This window comes from Enterobacter cloacae complex sp. P24RS, assembly GCF_014982165.1.
Lineage (GTDB): Bacteria > Pseudomonadota > Gammaproteobacteria > Enterobacterales > Enterobacteriaceae > Enterobacter > Enterobacter quasihormaechei.
Map to the genome: position 1 here is coordinate 86,753 of NZ_JADCKU010000011.1, position 15,559 is coordinate 102,311.

The window sequence follows — 15,559 nt, forward strand, 5'->3', positions numbered from 1 at the left end:
GGGGAGTTTACACGATTATCCGATTGTCATCAGGCTGGCGTTACCGCCCGCCGCCGCCGTGTTGACGCTGAGAGAACGTTCAACGTACAGGCGCTCCAGCAGCAGGTTGGTTTCCCCGCGGGCGAAGCCCTGCACCGAAACAATCGCACCGCTGCGGGCCGCGACCTGCTCGCACAATTCGCGCAGCTGGTCGGAATCACCGTGGTAGATCACCGCGTCAAACGGCTGGGTCAGCAGGGCGTCAGCCTTGGCAAAGCGAATGCGCGCCGAGACCGCTTTTGGCAGCTGTTTGGCGAGGTCGCGATGCAGGTCATCTTCCGGCCACAGCACCTCACAGCCCGTTGCCGTCGCGGCAGCCAGCTGCACCAGCGCGTCCTGCTCGTTATCCGCCACGCACAGCACGCGCTCGCGCGGCATCAGCGTCCAGGTGTTGCGCTCGCCGGTAGGACCCGGCAGCAGACGCTGCGTACCGGCCTGCGCCAGCTCGCCGTACTGCTGCGCAATTGCATGCAGTTCAGGACGGTTATCAGCCCACTTAATCAGCGCGTCCAGCGGCTGGGTCAGCACGGCTTTCACCTGCGCGTCCACCGGATATTCAGCGTCCTGACGCGCCAGCGTCACGCCCAGCGCATTTTCCGGACGGTTCGCCAGCAGACGGTACAGATAGAGCGGACCGCCCGCTTTCGGACCCGTTCCGGAAAGACCTTCGCCGCCGAACGGCTGTACGCCCACGACTGCGCCAACCATGTTACGGTTGACGTACAGGTTGCCCACTTTGGCATTGCCGGTTACCTGGGCAATGGTTTCGTCGATACGGGTATGCACGCCGAGCGTCAGGCCATAACCCGAAGCATTAATCTGATCGATAAGCGCGTTGAGGTTGTTACGGCTGTAGCGCACCACGTGCAGCACCGGGCCGAAGACCTCTTTTTTCAGCTCGTCGAAGCTTGCCAGCTCAATCAGCGTTGGCGGCACGAAGGTGCCGGTCTGCCACTCGCGGGCATCTTCACCGTTCTCGCGCACCGCCTGGAACACCGGACGGCCTTTGGCACGCATGGTCTGAATGTGGTTTTCAATGTTGGCTTTGGCTTCCGCGTCGATCACCGGCCCGATGTCGGTGGTGAGACGGCCCGGGTTGCCCATACGGCATTCCGCCATTGCGCCGCGCAGCATCTTCAGGGTGTGGTCAGCCACGTCATCCTGTAAGCACAGCACGCGCAGGGCGGAACAGCGCTGGCCTGCGCTGTCGAAGGCGGAGGCCAGCACGTCAACAACCACCTGTTCGGTCAGCGCCGAGGAGTCCACGATCATGGCGTTTATGCCACCAGTTTCGGCGATCAGCGGGGTCGGACGGCCCTGTGCATCCAGACGGGTAGCAATGTTGCGTTGCAGCAGGGAGGCCACTTCGGTCGAACCGGTAAACATCACGCCGCGCACGCGGTTATCGGAGGTCAGTTTGGCACCCACCGTTTCACCGCGCCCTGGCAGCAGTTGCACCACGCCCGCCGGTACGCCCGCTTCCAGCAGAATGTTAATGCCCTGAGCGGCAATCAGCGGGGTTTGCTCCGCCGGTTTCGCCAGCACGCTGTTGCCTGCGGCAAGGGCCGCGGCAATCTGGCCAGTGAAGATCGCCAGCGGGAAGTTCCACGGGCTGATACAGACCACCGGACCGAGCGGGCGGTGCGTTTCGTTATCGAAATCATCGCGCACCTGACCGGCATAGTAGTGCAGGAAGTCGACCGCCTCACGCACCTCGGCGATGGCGTTGCTGAAGGTTTTCCCCGCCTCACGCACCAGAATGCCGATGAGCTGCTGCATCTGATCTTCCATCAGCACCGCGGCACGTTCCAGAATGGCGGCACGCTCCTGCGGCGGGGTGGCAAACCAGATTGGCGCGTTATTCACCGCGCTCTCCAGCGCCTGATCCACTTCCGCTTCCGTGGCTTCACGCGCGTAGCCGACGATATCCTTCGGCTCTGCCGGGTTGATCACCGGTTGCATTTCACCGTCCTCAACGGACTGCTCAAGGATCGGTTTGGCCTGCCATTTCTGCAATGCGCTGTTGAGCAGGGCAGAAGAGAGCGAGGCCAGGCGGTGTTCGTTCGCCAGATCCAGGCCCGCCGAGTTGACGCGGCCCGCGCCGTACAGCTCGCGCGGCAGGGCAATTTTCGGATGCGGCAGACCAATCTGGCCTTCCTGCGCCGCCAGCTTCTCTACGGCCTGTACCGGATCGGCCACCAGTTCGTCGAGCGGCAGCGTGGTGTCGGCAATCCGGTTAACGAAGGAGGTGTTCGCCCCGTTCTCCAGCAGACGACGCACCAGGTACGCCAGCAGGGTTTCGTGGGTGCCCACCGGGGCATAGATACGGCACGGACGGTTCAGCTTGCCGTCGGCCACTTTCCCGGTCACCTGTTCATACAGCGGCTCACCCATACCGTGCAGGCACTGGAACTCGTACTGGCCCGGATAGTAGTTCTGTCCCGCCAGGCTGTAAATAGCCGCCAGGGTGTGGGCGTTGTGGGTGGCGAACTGCGGATAAATCAGGTTCGGCACGCCGAGCAGTTTTTTCGCACAGGCGAGGTAAGAGACGTCGGTGTACACCTTGCGGGTATAGACCGGATAACCTTCCAGCCCTTCCATCTGGGCGCGTTTGATTTCGCTGTCCCAGTAGGCGCCTTTCACCAGGCGGATCATCAGGCGGCGACGGCTGCGGCTGGCCAGGTCAATCAGGTAATCAATGACGAACGGACAGCGTTTCTGGTAGGCCTGGATAACGAAACCAATCCCGTTCCAGCCCGCCAGCTCCGGCTCGAAGCACAGTTTTTCCAGCAGATCGAGGGAGATCTCCAGACGGTCAGCCTCTTCGGCGTCGATGTTGATGCCGATGTCGTACTGACGCGCCAGCAGGGTCAGGGATTTCAGGCGCGGATAGAGTTCTTCCATCACCCGGTCATACTGCGCACGGCTGTAGCGCGGGTGCAGGGCAGAAAGTTTAATGGAGATGCCCGGACCTTCATAAATACCGCGGCCGTTAGACGCTTTACCGATGGCGTGGATCGCCTGCTGGTAAGAGACCATGTAGGCCTGCGCGTCGGCGGCGGTCAGCGCCGCTTCACCCAGCATGTCGTAGGAGTAGCGGAAACCTTTGTCTTCCAGCTTGCGGGCGTTTGCCAGCGCTTCAGCAATGGTCTCCCCGGTGACGAACTGCTCGCCCATCAGGCGCATCGCCATGTCCACGCCCTTGCGGATCAGCGGCTCGCCGCGCTTGCCGATAATGCGGTTTAGCGAGCGTGACAGGTTGGCTTCATTATGGGTAGAAACCAGCTTGCCGGTAAACAGCAGGCCCCAGGTGGCGGCGTTAACGAACAGCGAGGGGCTGCGGCCAATGTGGGACTGCCAGTTGCCGTTGCTGATTTTGTCGCGGATCAGCGCGTCGCGGGTGGCTTTATCCGGAATACGCAGCAGCGCTTCTGCCAGACACATCAGCGCCACGCCTTCCTGAGAAGAGAGAGAGAACTCCTGCAACAGGCCCTGAACCATGCCGGCGCGTCCGCTGGCGGTTTTCTGGTTACGCAGCCTGTCGGCGAGCTGATACGCCAGGCTGTGCGCCTGAGCGGCCACGGCTTCCGGCAGGCGTGCCTGCTCCAGCAGCATCGGCACGGCGTCGGTTTCGGCACGGCGGTAGGCGCCGGTAATGGCGGCACGGCTGACGGACTGCGGCAGGATCTGCTCGGCGAAGTCGAGGAAGGGCTGGTGGTTCTCTTCAACGGCCGTTACGGCCTCTTCGCTTTCGTTCGCTGCGCCCGCTAGCAGGGCAGGCAGCTCCGGCAGATCTTCTTCACTCTCCAGTCTTTCCAGATAGTTAAAAATCGCCTGCTTGATTAACCAGTGCGGTGTGCGGTCGATGCGGGTCGCAGCGGTTTTAATCCGTTCGCGGGTAGCGTCATCCAGCTTAACCCCCATGGTGGTCATCCCCATGCCAAAACTCCTGTTGTTCTGTAATAGCGTTCTGTTGATAGCGTGAAATATCCACCATGTTGCAACTTTGTGCAACCGTGTTAAATGTGACTTGGGCTGCAAGCTGGAAAATGAATGGATTGTTAACGATTAGTTAGCTCAGAAAAAGAACGCGCAGCGGTTTACGAAGCCAGTTTTTATGCGGTGCTTAACACTTTTTAAAGGTGCAACCCGTAAAAGCGTGAGCGAGTGCAACCTATAGGAAAGACGTATAAAACCAGGGATGAAATTCATGTAAATGCAGTGTTAAATCGTTTGTCAGTGGGAAGCGTATACGGCAGGATAGCGCGCCCAACGGAAACACATACACACATCACTACGTTCCGGTGATGACATAACAAGGCAACCCGGACGGTTGTCGCTCGACATTTTGGAGAATTTGAATGGCTATTAGCACACCGATGCTGGTGACATTTCTCGTTTATATTTTTGGCATGATCCTGATAGGGTTTTTGGCATGGCGTTCTACTAAAAACTTTGACGACTACATCCTTGGCGGGCGCAGCTTAGGCCCAATGGTTACCGCGCTCTCTGCGGGCGCATCCGACATGAGCGGCTGGCTGCTGATGGGGCTGCCGGGCGCGATTTTCATCTCCGGTATCTCCGAAAGCTGGATCGCCATCGGCCTGACCGTCGGCGCGTGGATCAACTGGAAGCTGGTGGCAGGCCGTCTGCGCGTGCATACCGAAGCCAACAACAACGCCCTGACGCTGCCGGACTACTTCACCGGGCGCTTTGAGGATAACAGCCGCGTTCTGCGTATTATCTCTGCGGTGGTGATCCTGTTGTTCTTCACCATCTACTGTGCCTCCGGCATCGTAGCGGGCGCACGCCTGTTCGAAAGCACTTTCGGCATGAGCTACGAAACGGCGCTGTGGGCCGGTGCGGCGGCGACCATCCTTTATACCTTCGTGGGCGGGTTCCTGGCGGTAAGCTGGACCGACACCGTGCAGGCGAGCCTGATGATTTTCGCCCTGATCCTGACCCCGGTGATTGTCATTTTCACCGTCGGCGGCTTTGGCGAATCGCTGGAAGTGATCAAGCAGAAGAGCATTGAAAACGTCGATATGCTGAAAGGGCTGAACTTCGTGGCCATCGTCTCCCTGATGGGCTGGGGCCTGGGCTACTTCGGTCAGCCGCACATTCTGGCCCGCTTTATGGCGGCGGATTCTCACCATACCATCGTTCACGCGCGTCGCATCAGCATGACGTGGATGATCCTGTGTCTGGCGGGCGCCTGCGCGGTTGGCTTCTTCGGCATTGCGTACTTTAACAACAACCCGGCGCAGGCTGGCGCGGTGAACCAGAACGCCGAGCGCGTGTTCATCGAGCTGGCGCAGATCCTGTTCAACCCGTGGATTGCCGGTATCCTGCTCTCCGCGATCCTGGCGGCGGTGATGTCTACCCTGAGCTGCCAGCTGCTGGTGTGCTCCAGCGCCATTACGGAAGACCTGTACAAAGCATTCCTGCGTAAGGGCGCGAGCCAGAAAGAGCTGGTGTGGGTAGGGCGCTTTATGGTGCTGCTGGTGGCGCTGATTGCCATTGCGCTGGCGGCCAACCCGGAAAACCGCGTGCTGGGGCTGGTAAGCTACGCGTGGGCGGGCTTTGGCGCCGCGTTTGGTCCGGTAGTGCTGTTCTCCGTGCTGTGGTCACGCATGACCCGCAACGGCGCGCTGGCGGGGATGATCATCGGTGCGGTGACCGTCATCGTCTGGAAACAGTTCGCGTGGCTGGGCCTGTACGAAATCATCCCGGGCTTCATCTTCGGCAGCCTCGGTATCGTGGTGTTCAGCCTGCTGGGTAAAGCGCCGTCTGCCTCTATGCAGAAACGCTTTGCGGAAGCGGATGCGCACTATCACTCTGCACCGCCAACGAAGCTTCAGGCTGAGTAATTTTCCCCTCACCCTAACCCTCTCCCCAAAGGGGAGAGGGGACAGACCGTTCACCCGTTCGAGATGAGAATGATGATTAAAACAGGGTTGATGATGGCAGCATTACTGCTGCTGGCGGGGTGTAACGCTCCCACGCAGCATGCGGCGTTGGAGACCTGCAAAGCGGATAACCAGATGCAGCAGACCACGCTCTATTTTGGCTTGAATCGCCCGGCAGGGGCACAGATTACCGGCAGTGAGTGGCAGCAGTTTGTTGACCAGGACGTGACGCCGCGTTTTCGCGATGGCTTAACGGTGGTTGATGCCCGCGGGCAGTGGCTGGGGAACGACGGAAAAGTGGCGCGTGAACCCAGCAAAGCGTTAATGCTCATCCACGGTAAAGACGCGCAGAGCGAGAAGAACATCGAAGCGTTGCGCGGGATCTATAAGTCTCGTTTCGCGCAGGAATCGGTGATGCGGGTCGACCAGCCGGTGTGCGTACAGTTTTAATGAAAACGGCGGGAATTCCCGCCGTTGTTGTTTTGTAGGCCGGGTAAGCGAAGCGCCACCCGGCATTGCATCAGAGCACTAACCCCGCAAAGCTCGCCGACAGCAGGCTCACCAGCGTCGCACCGTATACCAGGCGCAGACCAAACCGCGACACCACGTTGCCCTGCTGCTCGTTCAGGCCTTTTATTGCCCCCGCTACAATGCCAATCGAGGCGAAGTTAGCGAACGACACCAGGAACACGGACAAAATACCCAGACCGCGCGGGGACATTTGATGGGCTATTTTTTGCAGCTCAATCATCGCCACAAATTCATTCGCCACCAGTTTCGTTGCCATAATACTCCCCGCGTTTAAGGCATCGCTCAGTGGAATACCGATAAGCCACGCCAGCGGATAAAATACGTAACCCAGGATCTGCTGGAAGCTCATGCCAAATACGCTGGAGAAAAGGGCGTTAACGGCGCTAATAAGGGCGATAAAGCCAATCAGCATCGCCAGAATAATCATCGCCACCTTAAAGCCCGCCAGAATATATTCGCCCAGCATTTCAAAGAAGCTCTGGGATTCATGCAGCTTTTCCAGTTTGATATCGGGTTCGGCTTCCGGGCGGGCCGGGTTAATGACCGAAAGAACAATAAAGGTGCTGAACATGTTCAGGATCAGCGCCGCGACGACAAATTTGGCGTCGAGCATGGTCATGTAGGCGCCAACAATCGACAGCGAAACCGTCGACATCGCCGTTGCGGCCATCGTAAACAGGCGACGCGAGGAGAGATCGCCCAGCACGCCCTTATAAGCAATGAAGTTTTCAGACTGACCGAGGATCAGCGAGCTCACCGCGTTGAAGGATTCCAGCTTGCCCATGCCGTTGAGCTTTGACAGGAGCGTTCCGATAACCCGAATAAAAATCGGCAGAATGCGCCAGTGCTGAAGAATACCAATCAGTGCCGAGATAAAAATAATGGGGCAGAGTACACCCAGGAAAATGAACGCCAGCCCTTTCTCACCCATCCCGCCAAAGACAAAATTCGTCCCTTCGGCAGCGAATTTAAGCAGAGACTCAAAGAAACCTGAGACATATTTAATAATGAACAGGCCGCTTTGCGCATGCAAAAAAAAGAATGCCAGCACGATTTCAATCACAATCAGCTGCAAGACGAAACGAATACGAATTTTTCGGCGGTCGAAACTCACCAGCCAGGCAAGCGCAAGAATAATCACCAGCGCCAGCAGGAAATGAACAATTTTAAACATGGGTTATTTTCAGTTGGTTTTCGAGGCGGACATTTAGCCACAGCCCCGGTTAACCGTAAATGGGCATTTTCGTTATACCTTATAAACGTAACGGTTACTCAGGCAATTATTACTCCGCAATGCGTTTACATCTGGTCATCAAAACTCCACATATTTCGCTTGTTTTTCTTTGTGCTGTAATGATAATCACTATCACTAGAATTTACGTTTCTTTGCATCAGTTGACCGCGATAAACATTTAAGGTGTCGGCATGTTTGTTCCTTTTCTCATTATGTTACGTGAAGGCCTTGAAGCGGCCCTGATCGTGAGCCTTATCGCCAGTTATCTTAAGCGCACCCAGCGCGGTCGCTGGATCGGCGTGATGTGGGTTGGCGTTTTCCTTGCCGCGGCGCTGTGCCTGGGGCTGGGTATTCTTATCAACGAAACCACCGGTGAATTTCCTCAGAAAGAACAAGAGCTTTTTGAAGGCATTGTCGCCGTAATAGCCGTGGTGATCCTCACCTGGATGGTGTTCTGGATGCGCAAAGTCTCCCGTAACGTGAAGGTGCAGCTGGAGCAGGCGGTGGATAACGCCCTGCAAAAAGGCAACCACCACGGCTGGGCGCTGATCCTGATGGTCTTTTTCGCCGTGGCGCGTGAGGGTCTGGAGTCCGTTTTCTTCCTGCTCGCGGCGTTTCAGCAGGATGTGGGCATCTGGCCGCCGTTGGGCGCGATGCTCGGGCTGGTCACGGCGGTTGTGCTTGGCTTCCTGCTCTACTGGGGCGGCATTCGGCTTAACCTGGGCGCGTTCTTCAAGTGGACCAGCCTGTTTATTCTGCTGGTGGCCGCGGGCCTGGCGGCAGGGGCGATCCGCGCCTTCCACGAGGCGGGCCTGTGGAACCATTTCCAGGACGTGGCGTTCGATCTCAGTAACGTTCTGTCCACCCATTCGCTGACCGGCACCCTGCTTGAAGGGATCTTCGGCTACCAGGAAACGCCGACCGTCAGCGAAGTGGCAGTTTATTTTATCTATCTGGTTCCGGCGCTGATCCTGTTCGCTATGCCGCCGCGTACCGGCTCGCAGGCGTCGCGCGTTGCGCCGTAAGTGCTGTATTAGTTACAACATACTTTTTAAGGGAAGAGTCATGACCAGTCAGTTCCGTCGTAGTGCGTCAGGCGCAGGCATTGCCGCGCTGTTCGTGTCTGCCTTCGCCGCTCAGGCAGCAGATATCCCGCAGGTAAAAGTCACCGTCAACGATAAACAGTGCGAGCCGATGACCATTACGGTTAACAGCGGTAAAACCCAGTTTATTATTCAGAACCACAGCCAGAAGGCGCTGGAGTGGGAGATCCTGAAAGGCGTGATGGTGGTGGAAGAGCGCGAAAATATCGCGCCGGGCTTCAGCCAGAAGATGACCGCTAATCTACAGCCGGGCGAATATGATATGACCTGCGGCCTGCTGACGAACCCGAAAGGTAAGCTGATCGTCAAAGGCGCAGCGACGGCAGACGCGGCCAAAGGCACGGCGCTGTTAAGCCTTGGCGACGCCATTACCGCCTATAAAGCCTACGTCACTAAAGAGACGGCGGACCTGGTGGCGGGCACCCAAGCCTTTACCGACGCGGTGAAAGCGGGCGATATCGAAAAAGCGAAATCGCTGTATGCACCTACCCGTCAGTACTACGAGCGCATCGAGCCGATTGCCGAGCTGTTCTCCGATCTCGACGGCAGCATTGATGCCCGCGAAGACGACTACGAGCAGAAGGCCGCCGATCCGAAATTCACCGGCTTCCACCGTCTGGAAAAAGCGCTGTTTGGCGATAACTCCACCAAAGGAATGGAGAAATATGCCGCTCAGCTGAACACCGACGTGCTGGAGCTGCAAAAGCGCATCAGCGAGCTGGCCTTCCCGCCGTCGAAAGTGGTGGGCGGCGCGGCGGGCCTGATTGAAGAAGTGGCCGCAAGCAAAATCAGCGGTGAGGAAGATCGCTACAGCCACACCGACCTGTGGGATTTCCAGGCGAACGTTGACGGCGCGCAGAAAATTGTCGATCTGCTGCGTCCTCAGCTGCAAAAAGAGAACGGCGAGCTGCTGGCGAAAGTGGATGCCAATTTCAAAAAGGTCGATACCATCCTGGCGAAGTACCGCACCAAAGACGGGTTCGAAACCTACGACAAGCTGACCGACGCCGACCGTAACGCGCTGAAAGGCCCGATTACAACGCTGGCGGAAGATCTCTCCCTGCTGCGCGGCGTTCTGGGTCTGGATTAAGCACGATGAACAAGCATGACGAGTACGACGTCGCTGAGCCTTCACGGCGTCGGTTGTTAAAAGGGGTAGGGGCGCTGGGCGGCGCGTTTGCCCTGGCAGGTGGCTGCCCGGTGGCGCACGCGGCAAAACCGCAAAGCGCGCCCGGCACGCTGTCGCCGGATGCGCGCAGGGAGACGCAGCCGTTTTATGGCGAGCACCAGGCAGGGATTTTGACGCCGCAGCAGGCCTCGATGATGCTGGTGGCTTTCGATTCGCTGGCGAGCGATAAAGCCGACCTGGAGCGTCTGTTCAGGCTGCTGACCACGCGTATTGCCTTCCTCACCGCGGGCGGTCCGGCGCCGGAAACACCAAATCCGCGCCTGCCACCGATGGATTCCGGGATCCTTGGGGCGTTTATTGCTCCCGATAACCTGACCATCACCGTGTCGGTGGGGGAATCGCTGTTTGATGACCGCTACGGCCTGGCAAAGCAGAAGCCGAAAGCGCTGCAAAAAATGACCCGTTTTCCCAATGACTCTCTCGACGCGGCGCTGTGCCACGGCGATGTGCTGTTGCAGATTTGCGCCAATACCCAGGATACGGTGATCCACGCCCTGCGCGATATCATCAAGCACACGCCGGATCTGCTCAGCGTGCGCTGGAAGCGGGAAGGATTTATCTCTGACCACGCCGCGCGCAGTAAAGGGAAAGAGACGCCGGTGAACCTGCTGGGCTTCAAAGACGGCACCGCCAACCCGGACAGCAGCAATGCCGCGCTGATGAAAAACGTGGTCTGGGTGACGGCGGATCAGGGCGAACCGGCCTGGGCCGTGGGCGGCAGCTACCAGGCGGTGCGCATTATCCAGTTCCACGTGGAGTTCTGGGACCGCACGCCGCTGAAAGAGCAGCAGACAATTTTCGGTCGCGATAAGCAAACCGGGGCGCCGCTCGGCATGAAGCATGAGCACGATGAACCCGACTACACGCGCGATCCAAACGGCGATGTCATCGCCCTGGACAGCCATATTCGTCTCGCCAATCCTCGCACCCGGGAGACGCAATCCAGCCTGATGATGCGAAGGGGTTACAGCTACTCGCTGGGTGTGACCCACTCCGGTCAGCTTGATATGGGGCTGCTGTTTGTCTGCTATCAGCATGACCTGGAAAAAGGATTTCTCACCGTTCAGAAGCGGCTGAACGGCGAAGCGCTGGAGGAGTACATTAAGCCCATCGGCGGCGGCTATTTCTTTGCTCTGCCCGGAGCGCGCGACGCGAACGCCTGGCTCGCTCAGGGTCTGATAGAAGCCTGATAATCGTCCCTGCGACAGTTCGCGGGGACATTATTTTTTTCCTGGACTATCTTATTGTTATATTTCTGTAATATTTCTATATGAGACTGATTTTCCATGTAGGGGCAGTCTGAAAAGTTGCATTCAGGTAAAATAAATGTTGCATTTATGATAATCCCTGATGTACTTAAGTTAAGACAGCGGTAGTTCCCGGCAGTGATGTTACTCACTATGGAGATCGCGAATGGTTGCGTCCTGTACTGGACAAGGTAAACACAACAACCGCAGTACCCGGCGCGGAGGCTCAGACTCCGGCAGCGATTTCCTCACCACTAAATTCTCTCCTTCTCCTCAAGAACCTGTTTCGACCGACGTGCATAGCGGTGCGCGTAGCCGTTCTGTATCGTCATCCGGTAATGCAAGCAATGGCTTACAAGGAAGCCAACCCTCTGATGTTCGTGCGCATAATCGTGCCGATGCTGGCGCGTGTGATGAATACCAACAACTCAAGGTGCTATCCATGGGAAGACAAAAAGCAGTGATCAAAGCTCGTCGTGAAGCAAAACGTGTGCTGAGACGGGATTCACGTAGCCATAAACAGCGTGAAGAAGAATCGGTCACCTCGCTTGTGCAGTTGAGCGGCGTAGAATCCATTGGCATGGCGCGGGACAGCCGCGACGCATCGCCAATTGCGGCGCGCAATGAGGCTCAGGCGCACTACCTGAATGCTATCGAGAGTAAGCAGCTCATCTTTGCAACCGGTGAAGCCGGATGCGGGAAAACCTGGATCAGTGCCGCCAAAGCGGCGGAGGCGCTGATTCATAAGGACGTGGAAAGGATCATCGTTACCCGTCCGGTACTGCAAGCTGATGAAGATCTGGGCTTCCTGCCCGGCGATATTTCGGAGAAGTTTGCCCCATACTTCAGGCCCGTCTATGACGTGCTGGTGAAGCGGCTGGGCGCTTCCTTTATGCAGTACTGCCTGCGACCAGAGATTGGCAAGGTGGAAATCGCGCCGTTCGCCTATATGCGCGGACGTACATTTGAAAATGCGGTCGTTATTCTCGACGAGGCTCAGAATGTGACCGCTGCGCAAATGAAGATGTTTTTAACGCGCCTCGGGGAGAACGTGACGGTGATCGTCAACGGCGATATTACCCAGTGTGACCTGCCGTCGGGCGTGAAGTCTGGCCTCAGCGATGCCATGTCACGTTTTGCGGAAGATGAGATGATTGGGGTGGTCCGCTTCACCAAAGAAGACTGCGTCCGCTCAGCGCTGTGTCAACGTACGCTGGAAGTCTATTCCGATTAAGATCATTCTTTTTAAGCCATTTCTTCCCGGCGTCATGCCGGGAAGCTTCGTTTATTCCCACTGAAACAGTGACGTTTGTTTGAATCATATTTATTTCCTATAGCATTCAACGGGATTTAGAAATCGTTTTGCGGTATTAATAATATTACCGCCCATTAGTTATGCGCGTTTTTTATACAAAAAGAAAAAGTGTGATATGTATTTATAATACCCACAAAATATCTATGAATATAATGATCGCGCTAATTGTTCGTTAAAATCAAACGTGAATGTTGTCACAGAACATGACTAAGCAGCAAAAATTAAGTTGGTGTCTTCTGGGTAATTATCTATGTTTCGTACTTGTTCAAACAAAATTCTAACAAGAAACACGCCGGGGGATCGTTTCCTCTGGAACATCACGCTGAGGGTCATATATGAACGAACTGGTTAGTGCAATTAACGGTGTTATCTGGAGCCCGGCGTTAATATTTTTATGTCTGGGTGTCGGCCTCTATTTCTCACTACGCAGTCGCTTTCTGCAATTACGCCATATTAAACATATGATTACCCTGATGTTTGAGGGACGCCCTACCGAGGCAGGCGTATCATCGTTTCAGGCGCTGACGATGACGCTGGCCGGTCGCGTGGGGACGGGGAATATCGCGGGGGTAGCAACCGCCATTACTTTTGGTGGACCGGGTGCGCTTTTCTGGATGTGGGTTGTGGCTTTTTTAGGGGCCAGTTCTGCTTTTGTCGAATCCACCTTAGGTCAGGTTTATAAAGAAAAAATTAACGGCGAATATCGTGGTGGCCCTGCCTTTTATATTGAAAAAGGGTTAGGCGTGAAGTGGTACGCATGGTTATTTGCTATCGTAACCATTTTCTCCTGCGGATTATTACTGCCAGGCGTGCAGGCAAACTCTATTGGTGCGAGTCTGGATATTGCCTTTGGCCTGAGTCCGAACGTCACGGCGGCATTACTTGCCCTGTTGTTAAGTTTTATTATTTTTGGTGGCGTGAAAAGGATCGCCAGTTTTAGCAGTATGGTGGTTCCGTTTATGGCGCTGGGCTATATTATTGTCGCCTGCGTGATTATCGCTATCAATATCGATCAGCTTCCCGCGGTTATTCTGCTGATCTGGAAAAGCGCTTTCGGGCTTGAAGCTGGCTTTGGCGCTATTCTGGGCCAGGCTATCATGTGGGGCGTGAAGCGCGGCGTCTATTCTAACGAAGCGGCGCAGGGTACCGGGCCGCATGCTTCATCCGCGGCGGCCGTAAGCCATCCGGTGAAGCAGGGGCTGGTTCAGGCGTTCTCCGTTTATATCGACACGCTGTTTGTCTGCTCCGCGACCGGCTTTATGCTGTTGATTACCGGGCTGTATAACGTCCAGGGTGTCGATGGTGCTGCCCTCTATACCGGTATTGCTGGCGTGGCGGCCGGTCCTGGCTATGTGCAGACGGCGATGGAAAGTATGATGCCTGGCTTTGGTAATTACTTTGTTGCCATCGCGCTGTTCTTCTTCGCCTTCACCACAATCATTGCCTACTACTACATCGCTGAAACCAATATCGCCTACATCAACCGTAAAATTCACCGCCCGTGGCTGACGTTCCTGCTGAAATTATGTCTGATGGCTTCCACCGTCTATGGCACCGTCCGCACTGCGGATCTGGCATGGGGATTAGGCGATATTGGGGTAGGGCTGATGGCATGGCTCAACATTATCGCCATTGTTCTGTTGCATAAAAAAGCGTTTGCCAGCCTGAAAGACTATGAAACCCAGAACGCGCAGGGGTTGGATCCCCAGTTTGACCCGGTTCGGCTTGGGATAAAAAATGCCGATTACTGGCTGGAGGATCGCAGGGATGAAGAGGGTCTGAATAGCGGCCAGAGTCCTGCTCCCGAGGGAAAGCAACCGGCTGGAAAGCTGAATAGCTGAGGAATGGTTAAGACGGGCCCGTACTTTGTACGGGCTTTCTTTTATAGGTGAGGCGGCTCAGTCTGCCCCGGGGGGGATTGACTCGCTTCGCTCGCCCTGCGGGCAGCCTGTTCGCTTCACTCTCAGTCTGTCCAACTGGCTGCGCCAGTTGTCTAACCCCGGTCGGGGATTCTCATCCCCCCTTTTCGGAGAATATAAAAGAAAAAAGCCCGTACTTTCGTACGAGCTCTTATCTAGAATATGGCGGTGAGGGGGGGATTCGAACCCCCGATACGTTGCCGTATACACACTTTCCAGGCGTGCTCCTTCAGCCACTCGGACACCTCACCATATTGTTTTGCTGCCTGACCGCTTGGGGGGCAACGGGGCGCTACTATAGGGAGTTGCGCGAAAGCGGTCAAGCAGATTTTCTGCATTCGTGCCTGTTCGGTTAAGCCTTAATCAGCTTATGGCGCACCGCGCAGGATTAACGCTGCGAATCGAGCACTTCGCTGTTTTTCACCACCTCCTGCGCTTTGCCGTAGCTTTCGATCAGCAGCTGATAGGCCGGGAAGATATGGGTGTAGACTTCCGCCCACGCCGCCGCATCTTCACGATTCCATGTCCGCTGAATTTCGGAGGCAACGGCTGCCGTGTCCATCGGCACAACGCCTGCCTGTACCACACGTGCCAGGGTGATCTCTTGCGCCATTTTGCTGTACGTGCCGGAGGCATCAATCACCGCAAACACTTTATATCCGTCCGCCACCGCGCTGATAGACGGAAATGCCATGCAGACGCTGGTGATCGTACCGGCGATAATCAACGTTTTGCGCCCGGTGGCTTTTACCGCCGCCACAAACTCCGGGTTATCCCAGGCGTTGATCTCACCTTTGCGTGCAACGTATTGGGCGTGCGGCGCGTTGGCGTGGATCTCCGAAATAAGCGGGCCGTTCGGCCCCTGTGGAACCGACGCCGTGGTGATCACCGGGATCTCCGCCAGCGTGGCGATTTTTGCCAGCGCCGCCGCACGGGCGCGCAGCTCAGGCATCGGCATATCGCCAACGGTCTGGAACAGCCCGCTCTGGTGATCGATAAGCAGCATAACGGCATCATTAACGTCAATGACGGGACGCGCACCGTTGAAGTTAGCAGGTGTAGACATAATGCTC

10 protein-coding genes and 1 tRNA gene are annotated in these 15,559 nt (G+C 56.5%); 7 read left to right on the forward strand and 4 right to left on the reverse strand.

Features of this window, described 5'->3' with window-relative positions; genetic code table 11:
- Positions 1-15: 15 nt before the first annotated feature.
- Positions 16-3,978, reverse strand: a complete 3,963-nt coding sequence (gene putA, locus INF58_RS13305) for a trifunctional transcriptional regulator/proline dehydrogenase/L-glutamate gamma-semialdehyde dehydrogenase (protein WP_193527854.1) — start codon at positions 3,976-3,978, stop codon at positions 16-18.
- Positions 3,979-4,400: 422 nt separating this feature from the next.
- Between putA and putP the strand changes: the two genes are divergently transcribed.
- Together putP and INF58_RS13315 are read left to right on the forward strand one after the other, a co-directional pair.
- A complete protein-coding gene (putP, locus tag INF58_RS13310) occupies positions 4,401-5,909 on the forward strand; it encodes a sodium/proline symporter PutP (protein ID WP_063866325.1) in 1,509 nt (502 codons plus the stop codon).
- A gap of 69 nt (positions 5,910-5,978) precedes the next feature.
- On the forward strand, positions 5,979-6,398 hold the full coding sequence (locus INF58_RS13315) for a DUF3574 domain-containing protein (RefSeq protein ID WP_193527855.1): 420 nt from the start codon (positions 5,979-5,981) through the stop codon (positions 6,396-6,398).
- A gap of 70 nt (positions 6,399-6,468) precedes the next feature.
- On the opposite strand, the gene INF58_RS13320 is transcribed toward INF58_RS13315, so the two are convergent.
- Positions 6,469-7,653, reverse strand: a complete 1,185-nt coding sequence (locus INF58_RS13320) for a NupC/NupG family nucleoside CNT transporter (protein WP_193527856.1) — start codon at positions 7,651-7,653, stop codon at positions 6,469-6,471.
- A gap of 251 nt (positions 7,654-7,904) precedes the next feature.
- Between INF58_RS13320 and efeU the strand changes: the two genes are divergently transcribed.
- From efeU to INF58_RS13345, 5 genes are all read left to right on the forward strand, one after another.
- On the forward strand, positions 7,905-8,738 hold the full coding sequence (gene efeU / locus INF58_RS13325) for an iron uptake transporter permease EfeU (protein ID WP_063866328.1): 834 nt from the start codon (positions 7,905-7,907) through the stop codon (positions 8,736-8,738).
- 40 nt (positions 8,739-8,778) lie between these two features.
- The gene (gene efeO, locus INF58_RS13330; RefSeq protein ID WP_193527857.1) at positions 8,779-9,906 is read left to right on the forward strand and encodes an iron uptake system protein EfeO; all 1,128 of its coding nucleotides are present in this window, start codon (positions 8,779-8,781) and stop codon (positions 9,904-9,906) included.
- A 5-nt stretch (positions 9,907-9,911) separates the two neighbouring features.
- Positions 9,912-11,195, forward strand: coding sequence for an iron uptake transporter deferrochelatase/peroxidase subunit (gene efeB, locus INF58_RS13335; protein WP_193527858.1), 1,284 nt, complete (start codon positions 9,912-9,914; stop codon positions 11,193-11,195).
- Positions 11,196-11,694: 499 nt separating this feature from the next.
- Positions 11,695-12,486 carry a phosphate starvation-inducible protein PhoH gene (phoH, locus tag INF58_RS13340; protein ID WP_193527859.1) on the forward strand — a complete coding sequence of 264 codons (792 nt, stop codon included), beginning with the start codon at positions 11,695-11,697 and terminating at the stop codon, positions 12,484-12,486.
- A 416-nt stretch (positions 12,487-12,902) separates the two neighbouring features.
- Positions 12,903-14,408, forward strand: coding sequence for a sodium:alanine symporter family protein (locus INF58_RS13345; protein ID WP_063866332.1), 1,506 nt, complete (start codon positions 12,903-12,905; stop codon positions 14,406-14,408).
- 241 nt (positions 14,409-14,649) lie between these two features.
- On the opposite strand, the gene INF58_RS13350 is transcribed toward INF58_RS13345, so the two are convergent.
- Positions 14,650-14,737 (reverse strand) — tRNA-Ser (locus tag INF58_RS13350).
- Positions 14,738-14,874: 137 nt separating this feature from the next.
- Complete coding sequence (locus INF58_RS13355; RefSeq protein WP_193527860.1) at positions 14,875-15,552, reverse strand: isochorismatase family protein; 678 nt, start codon at positions 15,550-15,552, stop codon at positions 14,875-14,877.
- Between the last annotated feature and the right edge of the window lie 7 nt (positions 15,553-15,559).

Bases quoted from the DNA above. Each gene is read 5' to 3' on its own strand.
- putA (WP_193527854.1), bottom strand. From the start codon at position 3,978: ATGGGGATGACCACCATGGGGGTTAAGCTGGATGACGCTACCCGCGAA.
- efeB (WP_193527858.1), top strand. From the start codon at position 9,912: ATGAACAAGCATGACGAGTACGACGTCGCTGAGCCTTCACGGCGTCGG.
- INF58_RS13320 (WP_193527856.1), bottom strand. From the start codon at position 7,653: ATGTTTAAAATTGTTCATTTCCTGCTGGCGCTGGTGATTATTCTTGCG.
- putP (WP_063866325.1), top strand. From the start codon at position 4,401: ATGGCTATTAGCACACCGATGCTGGTGACATTTCTCGTTTATATTTTT.
- phoH (WP_193527859.1), top strand. From the start codon at position 11,695: ATGGGAAGACAAAAAGCAGTGATCAAAGCTCGTCGTGAAGCAAAACGT.
- efeO (WP_193527857.1), top strand. From the start codon at position 8,779: ATGACCAGTCAGTTCCGTCGTAGTGCGTCAGGCGCAGGCATTGCCGCG.
- INF58_RS13345 (WP_063866332.1), top strand. From the start codon at position 12,903: ATGAACGAACTGGTTAGTGCAATTAACGGTGTTATCTGGAGCCCGGCG.
- efeU (WP_063866328.1), top strand. From the start codon at position 7,905: ATGTTTGTTCCTTTTCTCATTATGTTACGTGAAGGCCTTGAAGCGGCC.
- INF58_RS13355 (WP_193527860.1), bottom strand. From the start codon at position 15,552: ATGTCTACACCTGCTAACTTCAACGGTGCGCGTCCCGTCATTGACGTT.
- INF58_RS13315 (WP_193527855.1), top strand. From the start codon at position 5,979: ATGATGATTAAAACAGGGTTGATGATGGCAGCATTACTGCTGCTGGCG.